Annotated in this window: 11 protein-coding genes; 3 read left to right on the forward strand and 8 right to left on the reverse strand. The window is 67.6% G+C overall.

Annotated elements, in window-relative coordinates; genetic code table 11:
• The first annotated feature begins 24 nt into the window (after nucleotides 1-24).
• Nucleotides 25-627 (forward strand): TetR/AcrR family transcriptional regulator, encoded by a 603-nt coding sequence (locus BCM27_RS04210; protein WP_004020737.1) that lies wholly within the window; start codon nucleotides 25-27, stop codon nucleotides 625-627.
• 2 nt (nucleotides 628-629) lie between these two features.
• Here BCM27_RS04210 and BCM27_RS04215 read toward each other — a convergent pair whose 3' ends face one another.
• The 5 genes from BCM27_RS04215 to BCM27_RS04235 all read right to left on the reverse strand — a co-directional run bounded on the left by BCM27_RS04215 (nucleotide 630) and on the right by BCM27_RS04235 (nucleotide 8,132).
• On the reverse strand, nucleotides 630-2,195 hold the full coding sequence (locus BCM27_RS04215; RefSeq protein ID WP_004020736.1) for a GMC family oxidoreductase: 1,566 nt from the start codon (nucleotides 2,193-2,195) through the stop codon (nucleotides 630-632).
• Nucleotides 2,192-3,715 carry an aldehyde dehydrogenase family protein gene (locus BCM27_RS04220; RefSeq protein ID WP_004020735.1) on the reverse strand — a complete coding sequence of 508 codons (1,524 nt, stop codon included), beginning with the start codon at nucleotides 3,713-3,715 and terminating at the stop codon, nucleotides 2,192-2,194. Before BCM27_RS04220 ends, BCM27_RS04215 begins: the two co-directional genes overlap by 4 nt.
• Nucleotides 3,712-5,853, reverse strand: a complete 2,142-nt coding sequence (betT, locus tag BCM27_RS04225) for a choline BCCT transporter BetT (protein ID WP_004020734.1) — start codon at nucleotides 5,851-5,853, stop codon at nucleotides 3,712-3,714. The genes BCM27_RS04220 and betT overlap by 4 nt, the downstream gene beginning before the upstream one ends.
• Nucleotides 5,854-5,925: 72 nt before the next feature.
• Nucleotides 5,926-6,681, reverse strand: coding sequence for an enoyl-CoA hydratase/isomerase family protein (locus BCM27_RS04230; protein WP_004020733.1), 756 nt, complete (start codon nucleotides 6,679-6,681; stop codon nucleotides 5,926-5,928).
• Entirely contained in the window at nucleotides 6,678-8,132 is a 1,455-nt protein-coding gene (locus BCM27_RS04235) for a 4-hydroxyphenylacetate 3-hydroxylase N-terminal domain-containing protein (RefSeq protein WP_004020732.1), read from the reverse strand. The genes BCM27_RS04230 and BCM27_RS04235 overlap by 4 nt, the downstream gene beginning before the upstream one ends.
• A 424-nt stretch (nucleotides 8,133-8,556) precedes the next feature.
• On the opposite strand from BCM27_RS04235, the gene BCM27_RS04240 reads away from it, so the two are divergent.
• Nucleotides 8,557-9,411 (forward strand): SDR family oxidoreductase, encoded by an 855-nt coding sequence (locus tag BCM27_RS04240; RefSeq protein ID WP_004020731.1) that lies wholly within the window; start codon nucleotides 8,557-8,559, stop codon nucleotides 9,409-9,411.
• A 77-nt stretch (nucleotides 9,412-9,488) separates the two neighbouring features.
• Here the strand turns inward: BCM27_RS04240 and BCM27_RS04245 are convergent, their stop codons facing one another.
• The 3 genes from BCM27_RS04245 to BCM27_RS04255 form a co-directional block, all read right to left on the reverse strand.
• Nucleotides 9,489-10,859, reverse strand: coding sequence for an MFS transporter (locus BCM27_RS04245; RefSeq protein WP_004020730.1), 1,371 nt, complete (start codon nucleotides 10,857-10,859; stop codon nucleotides 9,489-9,491).
• A 219-nt stretch (nucleotides 10,860-11,078) separates the two neighbouring features.
• Nucleotides 11,079-11,732, reverse strand: a complete 654-nt coding sequence (locus tag BCM27_RS04250; RefSeq protein ID WP_051987065.1) for a TetR/AcrR family transcriptional regulator — start codon at nucleotides 11,730-11,732, stop codon at nucleotides 11,079-11,081.
• A 31-nt stretch (nucleotides 11,733-11,763) separates the two neighbouring features.
• Entirely contained in the window at nucleotides 11,764-12,642 is an 879-nt protein-coding gene (locus BCM27_RS04255; RefSeq protein WP_239450654.1) for a TetR-type transcription factor C-terminal domain-containing protein, read from the reverse strand.
• A 298-nt stretch (nucleotides 12,643-12,940) separates the two neighbouring features.
• Between BCM27_RS04255 and BCM27_RS04260 the strand changes: the two genes are divergently transcribed.
• Nucleotides 12,941-15,481 (forward strand): ATP-dependent Clp protease ATP-binding subunit, encoded by a 2,541-nt coding sequence (locus BCM27_RS04260; RefSeq protein WP_004020727.1) that lies wholly within the window; start codon nucleotides 12,941-12,943, stop codon nucleotides 15,479-15,481.
• The last annotated feature ends 109 nt before the right edge of the window (nucleotides 15,482-15,590 follow it).

Below are 15,590 nucleotides of genomic sequence, written 5' to 3' on the forward strand. Positions count from 1 at the left end.
GTACGAAAGTTACGTGCAAACTGTATGAAAGTCAATCGTCGTACCCAGGCGGAGCGGACCGCGGCCACCCGCGCGGCGCTCATCGCCGCCGGACGCAAGCTCTTCGGCGAGCGCGGCTTCGCCGACGTCGGGACCCAGGAGATCGTCGCCGAAGCCGGCGTCACGCGCGGTGCGCTCTATCACCAGTTCGACGACAAGAAGGGCCTGTTCGTCGCCGTCTACGACGACGTGGAGCAGTCGATCGTGGCGCAGATCGCCGAGGCGGTGGGTGACCGCGCCGGCGAGGATCCGCTCGCCGCACTGAAGGCGGGTATGCGCCTCTTCCTGCGGCTGTGCACCGAGCCGGAGGTGCACCGCATCACCCTCGTCGAGGCGCCGTCGGTGCTGGGCTGGAGTGAATGGCGGGCGCGCGGTGAGGAATTCGGATTCGCGCTGGTCGAGGGGCTGATCGCGGCGGCGATCGCGACGGGCCAGGCCGTCGAGCAGCCCACCCGCCCGCTGGCCCATGTCGCGATCGGCGCGCTCGACGAGGCGGCGCTCTTCGTCGCCGCGGCCGACGACCGCGAGGCCGCCACCGAGCAGGTCGCCGCGGTCCTCGAGCGGATCGTCGACTCGTTCGCGACCTAGTCTCAGATCTCCGCGCGCATCAGCTCGGCACAGCGTTCACCGACGAGCATCACGGTGAGGTTCGGGTTCACCGTCGTGTGCTCGGGGAACACCGATGCATCGGCGACCCGCAGGCCTGCAACACCTTTCACACGCAGTTCGGGGTCCAGCGGTGACAGCTCGTCGTCGGGCGGACCCATCCGCACGGTGCCCACCGGGTGGTAGACGGTGTTGTGGGTGCGGGTGATGTAGTCGGCCAGTTCGGCGTCACTCGTGGTGTCGGGGCCCGGATACAACTCGCGCGCAATCCAATTCGCCAGTGGTGCGGCGGCAGCGATCTCGCGAGCCTTCCGCAGGCCAGCGATCATGATCCGCATGTCGTAGCCCTCGACGTCGGTGAAGTACCGGGGGTCCACGCGCGGCTTGTCGCGGAAGTCGCGGGAGCGCAACGCAACCGTGCCCCGTGACCGGGCGTGCGTCACATTCGGTGTCAGGCAGAAGGTGTTGTCGCTGGTCGGATAACCCTGACGCAGTGTGTGCATGTCGAACGGCACGCTGCCATAGTGCATCATCAGATCCGGCCGAGCGAGGCCCTCATCGATGGTGGTGAAGATGCCCGCCTCCCACCACTGGGTCGACTCGCGGATCATCGGCTTCGTGGTCTCGAATCCGATCACCCCCTCGGGGTGGTCCTGGAGGTGTTCACCGACCCCCGGTGCGTCGACGAGGGCCTCGATCTCGTGCTCGCGGAGGTCGTCGGCCGGACCGATCCCGGAGAGCATCAACAACTTCGGCGAGTCGATCGCGCCCGCCGAGACGATCACCTCGCGCCGGGCCTCGATCCGTGTCGTGCGACCGAACGCGTTGTCGGTGATGTCCACGCCCACGGCGCGCAGCTCGCCGTCGACCCTCTCGATCACCACCCGCTTGGCCCACGACCCGGTACGGACGGTGAGATTCGGCCGATCGAGGTGCGGGTGCAGGTAGCTGACCGATGACGAAGCGCGTACCCCGTCGGGTCGGCGATTGATCTGGAAGAAGTTGGCTCCGTTGACGACCGTCGTACCGCTGTTGAACTCGGCGCGGGGGATGCCGACCGCCTCGCAGGCGTCGAGCACGGCGACGCCGCACGGGTCGTTCGGCGGCACCGTCATGAGGTGGACGGGACCGCTGCGACCGTGATGTGCGCCCGGTGCGTCGTTGGTCTCGATCTGCGGATACAGCCGATACAACTCCTCGGAACCCCATCCTGCGCAGCCGAAGTCGCGTTCCCAGGAATCGAGGTCCTCGCGCGGCGCCCAGAAGGCGATGCAACTGTTGTGCGAACTGCACCCGCCGAGGACCTTGGCCCGGGCGTGGCGCATGAAGTCGTTGCCGTTCTCCTGCGGTTCGATGGGATAGTCCCAGTCGTAACCGGATTCGAGGAGTTCCATCCACCGGTCGAGCCGGAGGATCGCATCGTCGCCGACATCGGACGGCCCCGCTTCCAGTAGGCACACCGTGACCGAGGGGTCTTCGGACAACCGCGACGCCACCACGGCGCCCCCGGAGCCGCCGCCGACGACCACGTAGTCGTAGGTCTCGCTCACTGCTGATCCTCCCGGTCGTCTCGGTTCGCGAACCATCCGGTGACCCCGGGTCTGAGGTTCTCGTAGACGTGTTTGGCCTCGCGGTACTCCGCAAGCCCCGACGGTCCGAGTTCCCTTCCGAACCCGGACTGGCCGTACCCGCCCCACTCGGCCTCGGGCAGATACGGGCCGAAGTCGTTGACCCACACCGTTCCGGCCCGCACCCGTCCTGCGATGCGGCGGGCGCGCGCCGCATCGGCCGACCAGACGGCGCCGGCCAACCCGTAGACGGTGTCGTTGGCGAGGGTCACGGCTTCGTCCTCGGTGGTGAAGGTCTCGACGGTGACGGTGGGCCCGAACGCCTCGTCGTGCACGCATGCCATCGAACGGTCGGCGCGGTCGATCACGGTGGGCAGGTAGAACCATCCGTCGTCGAGGCTGCCCGATCCCGCATCGCCGGCGGCGAAGGCGCCGCCGGTGCGGATCACGGCGCCGTCCGCGCGGGCCTGCTCGACGTAGGCGTGCACCTTGTCGCGGTGTGCCGCCGAGATGAGCGGGCCGGTCTCGGTGCCCTCGGAGTATGGGAGTCCCAGACGGATTCGTTCGGCGCGGCGGACGAGTTCGTCGACGAAGCGGTCGTGCGCCGACTCCTCGATGATGAGTCGCGCTCCGGCTGAACAGACCTGGCCGGAGTGCAGGAACGCGGCGTTGAGCGCGTTGTCGACTGCGGCGGCGAGTAGATCGTCGGTGGCGCAGGCGTCGGCGAACACGACGTTCGGGTTCTTGCCCCCGAGTTCGAGCGCAACCTTCTTCACCGTCGCCGCCGCCTCGCGGGCGATGACCCGGCCGGTGACCAGTCCACCGGTGAACGAGACGAGGTCGACGTCGGGGTGAGACGACAGCGGAGCGCCGGCCTCGGCGCCCGCGCCCAGGACGAGGTTGCCCACGCCTGCCGGGAGACCGACCTGCTCGAGGACCTGCATGAGCAGGATCGACGTGTGCGGGGTGAGTTCGGCGGGTTTGAGCACGAAGGTGTTGCCCGCCGCCAGTGCCGGCGCGACCTTCCACGCCGCCTGCAGCAGCGGGTAGTTCCACGGTGTGATCAATCCGCAGACGCCGACCGGTTCGTACACGATGCGCGAATCGGCATCGGGTGACCCGGTGTCGACCACGCGCCCGGCGTCGGCCGCCGCGAGCTTGCCGAAGTACCGGAAGCAGTTCGCGATGTCGGTCATGTCGAGGTCCGACTCGTAGGGCCGCTTGCCGGTGTCGAGTGTCTCGGCCCGGACGAATTCGTCTCGGCGCTCGTCGATCTGGCCGGCGACGCGGAGAAGGAGGTCCCCACGGTCGGCGGCGGGTGTGGCGCTCCAGTCGCCGGCGTCGAACGCGCGGCGGGCCGCCGCGATGGCCTGCTCGGTGTCGGCCACACCGCCCTCGGCAACCACGCCGACGACCGAGTTGTCCGCGGGGCAGCGGATCTCGCGGGTCTGGCCGGAGGCGGCGGACCGCCAGCGGCCGTCGATGTAGAGGGTCTCGCTCATCGAGCCGGTGCTCCTTCGGAACTGCTGTCGGGGATGTCCGTGTCGCTGTCGGGCACGCTACCGTCGCCGGCGCCCGGATCGGGTGCGGGCTCGTGGTGGTCGCCGGCCGCATCCCGCAGATGCAGGTAGCCGAGATGGCGTTCGTACTGGTCGAGGATGTCGCCGATGATCTGGTCGCGGGTGTACCCGGTGAGCGAGTAGCCCTGCGACCCCTCGGTGAGATACACCTCGCAGCGGAAGTAACGATCGTCGGAACGTTGCGTCCGGACCGCGTACGTCGGCGTCGGCGCCGAGACCGGCCACACGCAGTACTCGAAACGGGGGACGTCGGCGAGTTCGACGAGCAGGCGCGGCGACGGCAGCCCTTCGTTCTCGGCCGACTCGTCGACGGTCGCGGTGATCCCTTCACGGCCGAACTGCTCGGCGACCTCGGTCATGGCCGGGACAACGTTGGCCCCGATGAACTTTCGGGTGGCGACCGGACCGGGGAAGCGCAGCGTGCCGATGAGTCGTTGCCGCCAGCTCCCGTGTTCGGTGGGACCGCGTCCGACGGCGATCACCTTCGGCAACGTGGTCCGGAAGCTGTCGAGTTTCACCGACTCGTTGCGGACGGCGCGCAGCAGTGAGATGCCGATTAGCCCGAGGACGAAGGAGAACGGCAGGCCCATGATCACCGTCGCGGCCTGCAGCGTCAGGATGGACCCGTCGCCACCGCCGGCGAACAGCATCGACAGGGTCAGCAGGCCGATGGCCAGCGACCAGAAGATGCGTAGGGAACGGGCGCAATCGGCCATCGGGTCGTCGAGGCGGCTGGTGAAGTTGCCCATCACGAGGGACCCGGAGTCGGCGCTGGTCACGTAGAACAGCAGGCCGGTGATGGTCGCGATCCCGATGAGCAGCGTCGAACCGGGATATTGCTCGAGCAACGAATAGAATCCGGCTTCGGGTGTGGAGGCCGTGGTCTCGGCGAAGTCCGCATCGCCGCGGGCAACCTGCAGGGCGCTGTTGCCGAAGATCGAGATCCACACCAGGATGAAGCTGAACGGGACCACCAGTACACCGAAGATGAACTGCCGCAACGTGCGTCCGCGCGAGATGCGGGCGAGGAAGAGTCCGACGAACGGCGCCCAGGCCACCCACCACGCCCAGAAGAAGAGGGTCCAGCCGTCGACGAAGGCGCGGGCGTCGTTGCCGGGCGGCGGGTTCACCTGATCCCACGCGAAGGTGTCGAGGGTTCGGTCGGCGAATGTGGAGACGTAGTCGCCCGCATTCTGGACGAGTCCGTTGAGCAGGAAGTCCGCGTCCTTGGCGACCGTGATGTAGACGAGCAGGCAGATGGCCAGGATCACGTTGATCTCGGAGAGCCGTCGGATGCCCTTGTCCACACCCGAGGTCGCCGACGCGGTTGCGATCAGCACCGCCAGGACGATCAGTCCGATCTGGGCGGCCTTGCCCTGCTCGATCCCGAAGATCTCGTTCAGCCCGAAGTTGAGCTGGACGACGCCGATGCCCAACGAGGTGGCGATGCCGAAGATGGTGCCGAGGACGGCCGCGACGTCGATCGCGTCGCCCCACCGACCTTCGACGCGTTTGCCGAAGATCGGGTACAGGGCGGCCCGGATGGTCAGCGGGAGATTGTGCCGGAAGGCGAAATAGGCGAGCGCACCTCCCATGAGCGCGTACATCGCCCACCCGGTCACCCCGTAGTGGAAGACCGTCCAGGTGACCGCCTCGCGCGCCGCCGCGTTGGTCTCGGCGAGTCCGGTCGGCGGGTTGAGGAAATGGGTGACGGGTTCGGCGACGGAGAAGAACATCAGGTCGATGCCGATACCCGCGGCGAACAGCATCGACGTCCAGGTGAAGAGGCTGTACTCCGGACGCGATTCCTCCGGCCCCAGCCGATAGCGCCCGTACTTGCTGAGGCCGAGGAACACCACCAGACCGACGATGGCGGTGGCGAGGATGAAATACCACCAGCCGAACCACCGGGTGATGAAGTCACGGACGTCGTTGATCGTCGACTCGGCCGCCGCCGGTGCCGCCAGCGCCCAGACGGCGAAGGCGACCACGATGACGCCCGAGGCGACGAAGACGGTCAGGTTGACCCGGTGCGACCGGGGTCGAGCGTCGCTCGTCATGGGCTACGACGCTAGTCCGATCACCGGCGGATCGGGCGGTTTGGGCGAATCACCCCATGCGGCTGGGCCCCGTCACCCGGCGAAACGCGCGAGCAGTGCGCCGGTCTCGGTGCCCGCACCAAGCCGCGCGATGGTGGCGGCCTCGTCGTCGAGATGATCGGCGAAGGTCCGGCCGAAGGACGCCCGTGCGAGGCGTCGTGCGTGCCCGATCGCGGCCGTGGGCCGGTCGAGCAGGAGCGCGACGACATCGTCGGTGGCACTCTCGAGTTGCTCCGCCTCGACGACCTCGTGGACGAGTCCCCAGTCCAATGCGGTTGCCGCGTCGATCTTCTCATTCCGCACCAGCATGCGTAGCGCGCGCCCCAATCCGACGGTCCGGGGCAGATTGATCGACACGCCGCAGTCGGGAGAGAGCCCGATCGTGGAATACGCGGCCACGAACGACGTCTTCGGTGTCGCGATCACCACGTCGGCGGCGAGGACGAGACCCAGACCGCCGCCGGCCGCGGTGCCCTGGACCGCGGCCACGACGGGAACCGGCAGGCGGTCGAGCGCGATGAGGGATCGATGAACCGACCCGGCGAGTTCGGCGAGGAACCGTTCCCGGTCGGGCGCGGCGGCCATACCGTGGACGTCGCCACCGCCCGAGAAGAGCCGACCGGCCGCGGACAGCCGGACGACACGGACGCCGTCGCGTTCGATGCGCTGCACCGCAGCGGCGAGCCCCTCGGCGACGTCCATGTCGAGGGCGTTCGCGGCGTCGGGCCGGTTCAACCGGATGTCGGCGACACCGCGGTCGTCGATGGCGAAGTCGAGGCCGCTGGTCATCGTGCTGCCCCCACCGGTGCGTCGAGTTCGGTTCCGGGAATGGGTGTTTCGGCAGCGGCACGCAGCACCGCGTCGACGGCCGCACGCGCCCGGGTGCTGTCGTAGGCCCGCGCGATCTGCATCTTCTCGGCCTCCAGCGAGCCCTCGGCATGAGTGGCCAGAACCGATTGGTAACCGCCCCACTGACCCGCGGTCAGATCGCCGATCAGGTGGATGAGCCGCAGGCGCTCCTCCGCCGGCCTCGCTGCGGCGAAGTACTTCTCCAGGACCGCACGGACTTCGGGGTCATCCCAGTCATGGCCGCCGGGTCCGGTGACCACGAGGCCGCCGGCGAGGTCGAGCAGGGTGGCCGCGGCCTGGTGGAACCCGTGCGCGAAGTGGTACTTCGCCATGTTGACCGCCAGCGGATCGGGAAGATGAATCCCGTTGCCGCCGTTGCGCGCGCGGACCGCGGCCAGCTCGGCGAAACCTCGCACCGTCTCGGCGTAGGTGATCAGTTCGGTCAGCTTGGTCTTCACGTGGCCGGCACCGGCGATGCCGTTGGCCTCCGCGATCCCGATGGCGGCGCCGACCAGCAGATCGAGGATGGGGAGTTTGTAGTTCACCGCGGTGAAGCGGTGGTAGTCGACGAAGGCGAGCGCCAGCGGGCCGGCGAGTTCGGGCTCCCGGTTGAGGAACACGCGCTCCTTCGGTACGCGGACCCGATCGAACACCGTCAGGCTCTCGAGCAGCTTGTGTCTGGACGAGATCGGGTGCTCGAAGGCGTGGTGGTCGCCGTGCAGGTACGGGGACACGTAGAGCGTCAGGCCCTCGGTGTCGACCGGGATCGCGAAGCTCACCGCCCAATCGCGGTCGGCCTCGGACATCGCGCGCGTGGGCAGCACGATGAGTTCGTCGGCGTTGGCGCTGAACGAGGTGTGGACCTTCGCGCCGGACACGGTGATCGAGTCGGCATCCTCGTCGACGATCCGCAGATAGTGATCGGGATCGGGCTGGCGATGCGGGGGGAGTGACCGGTCGCCCTTCACATCGGTCTGGGCCACCGCAAGGGCGACGTCGTTCTCGCAGCAATACCGGTAGAACGCTTGGGCTTTGGCAAGGCTGTCGCCCGACAACGCGCGCAGGAGGGCGAACAGTGCGTCACTGCCCACCTCCTTCAGCACGATCGTCCCGGCGCCCATGCGGGACAGGGTCTCGATGAGGCGACCGCGATTGCTGATGTCCTCCGCGGTGCGCGGCACCCGGTAGAACGCGGTGTAGGGTCCGTCGCCGTCGTCGGCGACAGCGAGATCCGGCTCGGTGCGCGAGATCTCGTAGGCGAGCGACGAATGGGCGATGGCATCCGCGAATTCGTCGAACGCGGTGACGTCGTCGATCCTCTCGCCGCGGTAGACGACGCGCCTGTTGTCGCGGAGGCCCTCTCGATAGGCCTGCGGGTCCCGGATGGCCACAACTGTCCCCTCTCGGTTGTTCACCCGCCGTGAGCGAGCGATCGCTCGGACAAGCATGCCTCGTCACCCGCGGTGGGGTCAAATGTGTCCAGGCTCTGGGCGTGGGCACGGGTGGGCGATCGTGGTGTCGGACTCGTGTGTTCCGGGTGGGCGGCGCCTGTTGTGACGTGGTCATTGATTGCGCAGGACCAGATTCGGACGCTAGGCTCGGCGCAGCCGAACAGGGGTGGTCCAGGCCGGGGGGCGGCCGTGCCACCTCGGCGTCAGATGCATCTGGGAAAGCAATTTCCCGCGACGCCACCCTTCGTGCAGTGTTTAGTTAAATCAAACAGACGGCGTGTGAGCCAGGCCGAACGAGTCGGCCCTCGCCTCGCCGTCCCGAACGCTCACACCCTGACAGGTGTGGGCTCCGAAAGGACTCACCGTGACACCGACCCACACCCCCGACGATTCGCTGCAGGGCCGGACCCTGTTGATCTCCGGCGGCAGCCGAGGGATCGGCGAGGCCATCGCGGTGGCGGCCGCGGCGCGCGGCGCCAACATCGCGCTCGTCGCGAAAACCGCTGATCCGCATCCGAAACTCCCCGGAACCATCCACACGGCGGCGGCCGCGATCACCGAGGCCGGCGGACGGGCGCTCCCCATCGTGGGCGACGTCCGGAACGACCACTCGGTGGCCGAGGCCGTCAGCCGCACCGTCGAGCACTTCGGCGGCATCGACATCGTGGTCAACAACGCCAGCGCTCTCGATCTGACGCCCGCTGAGAAGATCGACATGAAGAAGTACGACCTGATGCAGGACATCAACGCACGAGGCGCCTTCGCGCTGACGAAGGCGGCGATCCCGCATCTGCGGGCGTCGGAGAATGCGCATGTGCTGACGCTCTCGCCGCCGATCGATCTCGATCCCAAGTGGTTCGCGCAGATCGGCACCGCGTACACGATCTCGAAGTTCTCGATGTCCATGGTCACCATCGGCTTGGCCGCCGAGCTGAAAGCCGATGGCATCGCAGTCAATTCGCTGTGGCCGCGGACCACCATCAACACCGCGGCCGTGCGCAACATCCTGAGCGAGGAGCTCGTCGCCCGGAGTCGGAAGCCGAGCATCATGGCCGACGCCGCGATGAGCATCATCACCAAACCGGCCTGGCTGGCGACCGGGCAGTGCTTCATCGACGACGACGTCCTCGCACGAGACGGTGTCCGTGATTTCGAGCAGTACCGCGTCGTGCCCGGGGACGAGGAACTCGAGCTCGACTTCTGGATGAACTGGAACTGAACCACCACGACGGCGCCGGGTCATCAAGGACGATGACCCGGCGCCGCCGCGTTGTCTTGGTTGCCGGTCGTGGGTGACTATCGAACCGGCTGAGCCTGTGGCTGCGTGTCGTCGACGCCGGCCGAGGCCGGTGAGTCGAACTCGCCGTGATAGCGCTTCTTGACGATGACGTACAGGCAGAGCAACGACGCGGCGGCCAGCAGGGTCAGGAAGAGCCCGACTCGCCAGGCGTTGTCCGGGTTGCCGTTGATGATCGCGACCATCACGAACGGCGCGAACCCGCCGACGATCGCCGAGATCTGGTAACCGAGGGACGCGCCCGAGAAGCGGATCTCCGGTGGGAACAGCTCGGCGAAAAGTGTTCCCTGCGTGCCGGTCTGCAATGCCATCGCCACGACGCCGACGAGAACGGCGACTGCGAAGGGCCAGATGGACGTCGGCGAAGACGACCCGATCAGCAGCCACATCGGGATGGCCCAGATCATCATGGCCGCCGAGCCGATCGCGAAGACCAGTTTGCGGCCGACGCGATCCGACAGCCAGCCGAAGGCCGGAACCAGCGGGACCATCACGACGCAGGAGATCAGAATCCAGGTCAGCACAGTGGATCGCGCGACGTCGAGGTAGGTCGTCACGAACTGCACCGAACCGGTGATCATGATGTAGAAGAAGACGATTCCGATCGTGTTCGCGCCGGCGGCCATCAGGATGGTCCCCGGGTTGCGGCGGATGACGTCGAGCATCGGGGAGCGCTGCACGTCGGGTGTCTGTGCGATCTTGGCCGCGACTGCCTTGAATTCCGGTGTCTCCTCGAGGAACCGATGGATGGCGAACGCGACCGGGAGCATGACCAGGCTGATCCAGAACGGGATTCGCCAGACCCAGGACAGGAACGCGTCCGAACTCGACAGCCCGGTGGCGAGCAGGAACGCGACATTGCCCAGCACCAGGCCGATCGGCACGCCGAGCTGGGCGAAACTGCCGTAGAACCCACGCAGATGTGCCGGAAGGTTCTCGGTGGCGATCAGGACGGCACCTCCCCACTGTCCGCCCACGGCCAGGCCCTGGCAGATGCGGAGGATCACGAGGAGGGTCGGTGCCAACCACACCGTCTGGGTGTTGGGCACGCAGCCGATCAGGAAGGTGGCGACGGCCATCAGGCACACCGCCCCGACCAGAACGGGCTTGCGGCCGTAGCGATCACCCAGTTGGCCTGCGAGAATGCCGCCGATCGGCCGGGCGATGAAGCCGACGGCGACGGTGGCGAAGGAGTTGAGTGCGGATACGACGGTGCTGTCGGTGGCGAAGAACGTCACGTTGAACACCAGCGCAGCCGCGGTGGAGTAGATGAAGAAGTCGTACCACTCGAGGGACGTCGAAATCGCGGCGGCGATCGACGCTCGAGCCGAACGGGGTGCCGGCCGTTCGCCGGTGTGATCTGTGGGCACGGAGATGCTCCTGGCTCAGGGGGGTGCCCGGCCGACGGAATCGAGGCACGGCCGTTCTTCCGGGGGTCGCCGTGAGGTCGTCGAAGGTGCGGCCGTCGGGCCGGAGGGGTGTTCCCGGACACAGTCCGCGCCGAGTGTCGGTCACGTCCCAGCTCCGGGGTAGCTGGAGATTAGCCAACCCCGATCGAAACAGTCAACCCGTACTCTTACGAGTGGAGGTCAGACCTCGAGGAGTACGAGGGCAGTGTCCGTCCACTGCGGCAGATGGGGGTCGCGCCGCGGGTCCCGGTGATCGAAGGCGTAGGCGAGGGCGACCCCGCGCATGCTGGTGAAGAGGATCTCGCGCAACTGCGCGTAGCGCGGGTGGCCGACCAGCTCGGGGCCCCACATCCGGTCGATGCTCGTTCGGATCACGCCCCCGAGGTGCCGCTCCACGGGAAGCAGCGCGCCGGCGATCCACTCGTTGGTCCGGGATGCGGTCCAGAGTTCGACCGCGGCCCAGAAATGTGGCTCGTGGAACGACATCCACATCATCTCGACGACGTTCGTGACCCTGGTGGAACCCGTGACGTGACCATCGATCTCGGCCACCGCGCGTGCCGTGGTCGCCGCCACCCGTTCGGCGGCGAGGTGTCGGGCGGCCGCCACGAGCAGGTCCTCCCGGGAGGGGAAGTGATGCAGTAACCGGCCGCGCGAGACGCCCGCCCGTGCCTGGATCACCGACGTCGTCGCCCCGGCGAAGCCGTGCTCGATCAGGCAGTCGACGGCTGCTTCGAGAATGCGTCGCTGGCTGGTGATGGTCCGCTGTTCGCGGCGAGTGGGCGCCGTCTCGGCAGGTGCTGCCGTGCCGGCCGGTGCCTCGGGTGAACTCACGATGCCAATATACAAGTCAGAGTTGACTTGTTCACGACGCCGGCGGTTGGTATCGCATGATCCCCAGGGCGTAGTCCACGTATTCGGCTGCCAGTTGTTCCGGGGTGAGCCGACCGTCGGGCTGCCACCAGGTCGGCAGGGCCGTGCACATCGTGACGACGGCGCGTGCGGCGTCGTCGGGATGCGGTGGCCGGAAGTGTCCGAGGGCGCCCGCGGCGTGTACCTGCTCGTCGACCAGCGCTTGTTGGCGGTTTCGTCGGCGGCTGACGTTCCGCTGGTTGGACGGTTCGAGCGCTCGCACCTCGCTGGAACCGAGAAATCCGAGCCGGCGGCGGTGCGTGTGGTAGAGCGCGAGGTTCTCCACGAGCGCACAGAACTTCCCGACGGCGTCGTCCTCGCTCGCCGCCGCGGCCGCGGCGCGCCATTCGAGATCCGCCATCGTGCGGTCGAGGATGTCGACCAGGATGAGCTGCTTGCTCGGGTAGTAGTTGTAGATCCCGGGCACCGACATCCCGCACCGCGTGGAGATCCGTCGCATCGTCGTCCCGTGATATCCGACCGCCAGGAACTCCTCGACGGCGGCCAGCAGGATGGGGGAGAAGTCGAGCGGGCCGTACTGCCGCCAATCCCCGTGAACGACGGCCGCGTCCGGTGCGCCGGTCGCCACACGCCGCGGCACCGTGCCCTCGATGATCTGGGTGACGCCGACCCCGAGAGCTGCCGCGATCGCCTCGAGCCGATCGACGCGCAGGCCCGTTCTCCCGTTCTCGACCTGGCTCAGCGTCGCGGGACTCACGCCGATGGAGGCGGCCAACGACCGTAGACTCACCCCGGCGGCCTCGCGCGCTCGCCGGACCCGCACCCCGGCGGACCGGGCCGTACTGTCGTCGATCGGCTCTCCCCGGGACACGCACCGCAGTTTAGGTTCTCCGGATGGGCCCGGGCGAGGAGGTGCGGGCCCGTCGGCGCCGCGTTCGCTCTCGGCGTAGCCGCCCGGGAACACCGCCCCGGCCAGCGCAGTTGTACTGTGCACATCCCCGCCGCATCGGTGGATCCATGCACTCTGCGCAGGCGTTAACTGCAGGTGCACCCGAGACGACCTCTAGAGTGGAAGCAGGCTGGTCGTCGTCTATCCGCACCGGTTGTCCTCCGGGACCTCCGAGGTGGTCTCCGCGGCGGCCGGGGCGCTAGCAATGTGAGGGAGAACAATGTTCGAACGGTTCACCGACCGCGCGCGTCGGGTTGTGGTTCTGGCCCAAGAAGAAGCGCGCATGCTCAACCACAACTACATCGGTACCGAGCACATCCTCCTCGGCCTCATCCACGAGGGCGAGGGCGTGGCCGCCAAGGCGCTCGAGTCGCTCGGGATCTCCCTGGAAGGGGTCCGCAGCCAGGTCGAGGAGATCATCGGCCAGGGCCAGCAGGCACCGTCGGGACACATCCCGTTCACCCCGCGCGCCAAGAAGGTGCTGGAGCTCTCGCTGCGCGAGGCCCTGCAGCTCGGCCACAACTACATCGGTACCGAGCACATCCTGCTCGGCCTGATCCGTGAGGGCGAGGGCGTCGCCGCCCAGGTGCTGGTGAAGCTCGGCGCCGACCTCAACCGGGTCCGCCAGCAGGTCATCCAGCTCCTCAGCGGATACCAGGGCAAGGAGCCGCAGGAGGCGGGCACCGGCGGACGCAGCAGCGAGTCCGGCACCCCGTCGACCTCGCTGGTCCTCGACCAGTTCGGTCGTAACCTGACCGCCGCGGCCTCCGAGGGCAAGCTCGACCCGGTCATCGGCCGGGAGAAGGAAATCGAGCGTGTCATGCAGGTGCTCAGCCGCCGCACCAAGAACAACCCGGTGCTGATCGGTGAGCCCGGCGTCGGCAAGACCGCCGTCGTCGAGGGCCTCGCGCAGGCCATCGTCAACGGCAAGGTCCCCGAGACCCTCAAGGACAAGCAGCTCTACACCCTCGACCTCGGTTCGCTGGTCGCGGGCAGCCGCTACCGCGGTGACTTCGAGGAACGCCTCAAGAAGGTGCTCAAGGAGATCAACACCCGCGGCGACATCATCCTGTTCATCGACGAGCTGCACACGCTCGTCGGCGCAGGTGCCGCCGAGGGCGCGATCGACGCCGCCAGCATCCTCAAGCCGAAGCTGGCCCGGGGCGAGCTGCAGACCATCGGTGCGACGACCCTCGACGAGTACCGCAAGTACATCGAGAAGGACGCCGCCCTCGAGCGTCGCTTCCAGCCCGTGCAGGTCGGCGAGCCGTCCGTCGAGCACACCATCGAGATCCTCAAGGGTCTGCGCGACCGGTACGAGTCGCACCACCGCGTCTCCATCACCGACGGTGCGCTGGTCGCGGCTGCGACGCTGGCCGACCGCTACATCAACGACCGGTTCCTGCCGGACAAGGCGATCGACCTCATCGACGAGGCCGGTGCGCGGATGCGCATCCGCCGGATGACCGCGCCGCCAGACCTGCGGGAGTTCGACGACCGCATCGCCGATGCCCGCAAGGAGAAGGAAAGCGCGATCGACGCGCAGGACTTCGAGAAGGCCGCCAGCCTCCGTGACAAGGAGAAGCAGCTGGTCGCCGAGCGGGCCGAGCGTGAGAAGCAATGGCGCAGCGGCGACATGGACGTCGTGGCCGAGGTCGACGACGAGCAGATCGCCGAGGTCCTCGGCAACTGGACCGGTATCCCGGTGTTCAAGCTCACCGAGGAGGAGACCACCCGTCTGCTCCGCATGGAGGACGAGCTGCACAAGCGGATCATCGGCCAGGAGGACGCCGTCAAGGCGGTGTCGAAGGCCATCCGTCGTACGCGCGCAGGCCTGAAGGATCCGAAGCGTCCGTCGGGCTCGTTCATCTTCGCCGGCCCGTCCGGCGTCGGTAAGACCGAGCTCTCCAAGGCGCTGGCGAACTTCCTGTTCGGCGAGGACGATGCGCTCATCCAGATCGACATGGGCGAGTTCCACGATCGCTTCACCGCGTCGCGTCTGTTCGGTGCGCCTCCCGGATACGTCGGCTACGAAGAGGGCGGCCAGCTCACCGAGAAGGTGCGCCGTAAGCCGTTCTCGGTGGTGCTGTTCGACGAGATCGAGAAGGCTCACTCGGAGATCTACAACACCCTGTTGCAGGTCCTCGAGGACGGTCGCCTGACCGACGGTCAGGGTCGCACGGTCGACTTCAAGAACACCGTGCTGATCTTCACCTCGAACCTCGGTACCTCGGACATCTCCAAGGCCGTGGGCATGGGCTTCTCGTCGAGCGACGGCACCCAGTCGAACTACGAGCGGATGAAGCAGAAGGTCAACGACGAGCTCAAGAAGCACTTCCGGCCCGAGTTCCTCAACCGCATCGACGACATCGTCGTGTTCCACCAGCTCACGCGTGAGGAGATCATCCAGATGGTCGATCTCATGCTGACGCGCGTGGAGGGTGCGTTGAAGAACAAGGACATGGCGCTCGAGGTCACCGACCGCGCGAAGTCGCTGCTGGCCAAGCGTGGGTTCGATCCGGTGCTCGGTGCACGTCCGCTGCGTCGGACGATCCAGCGCGAGATCGAGGACCAGCTCTCGGAGAAGATCCTGTTCGGCGACATCGCCCCCGGACAGATCGTGCTGGTCGACGTCGAGAACTGGGACGGCGAGGGCGACGGCGAAGACGCCCGGTTCGTCTTCACCGGCTCGGAGAAGCCGCGCATGGTTCCCGACGCACCGGTCGAGCTCACCAAGGCCGGCGAGGCCGACGCGAGCTGACACCAGGTCCGTCTGAGCTGATCTGACACCACTGACGGCGGCGTCACCCGACAAGGGTGGCGCCGCCGTTGTGGTGATTCCGGGACGGATTGACACAGGCGACGCGGAG

The organism is Gordonia terrae (assembly GCF_001698225.1).
GTDB classification, from domain to species: domain Bacteria; phylum Actinomycetota; class Actinomycetes; order Mycobacteriales; family Mycobacteriaceae; genus Gordonia; species Gordonia terrae.

Coding starts and splice junctions, on each gene's coding strand:
- BCM27_RS04210 (WP_004020737.1), top strand. CDS start 25: ATGAAAGTCAATCGTCGTACCCAGGCGGAGCGGACCGCGGCCACCCGC.
- BCM27_RS04220 (WP_004020735.1), bottom strand. CDS start 3,715: ATGAGCGAGACCCTCTACATCGACGGCCGCTGGCGGTCCGCCGCCTCC.
- betT (WP_004020734.1), bottom strand. CDS start 5,853: ATGACGAGCGACGCTCGACCCCGGTCGCACCGGGTCAACCTGACCGTC.
- BCM27_RS04230 (WP_004020733.1), bottom strand. CDS start 6,681: ATGACCAGCGGCCTCGACTTCGCCATCGACGACCGCGGTGTCGCCGAC.
- BCM27_RS04260 (WP_004020727.1), top strand. CDS start 12,941: ATGTTCGAACGGTTCACCGACCGCGCGCGTCGGGTTGTGGTTCTGGCC.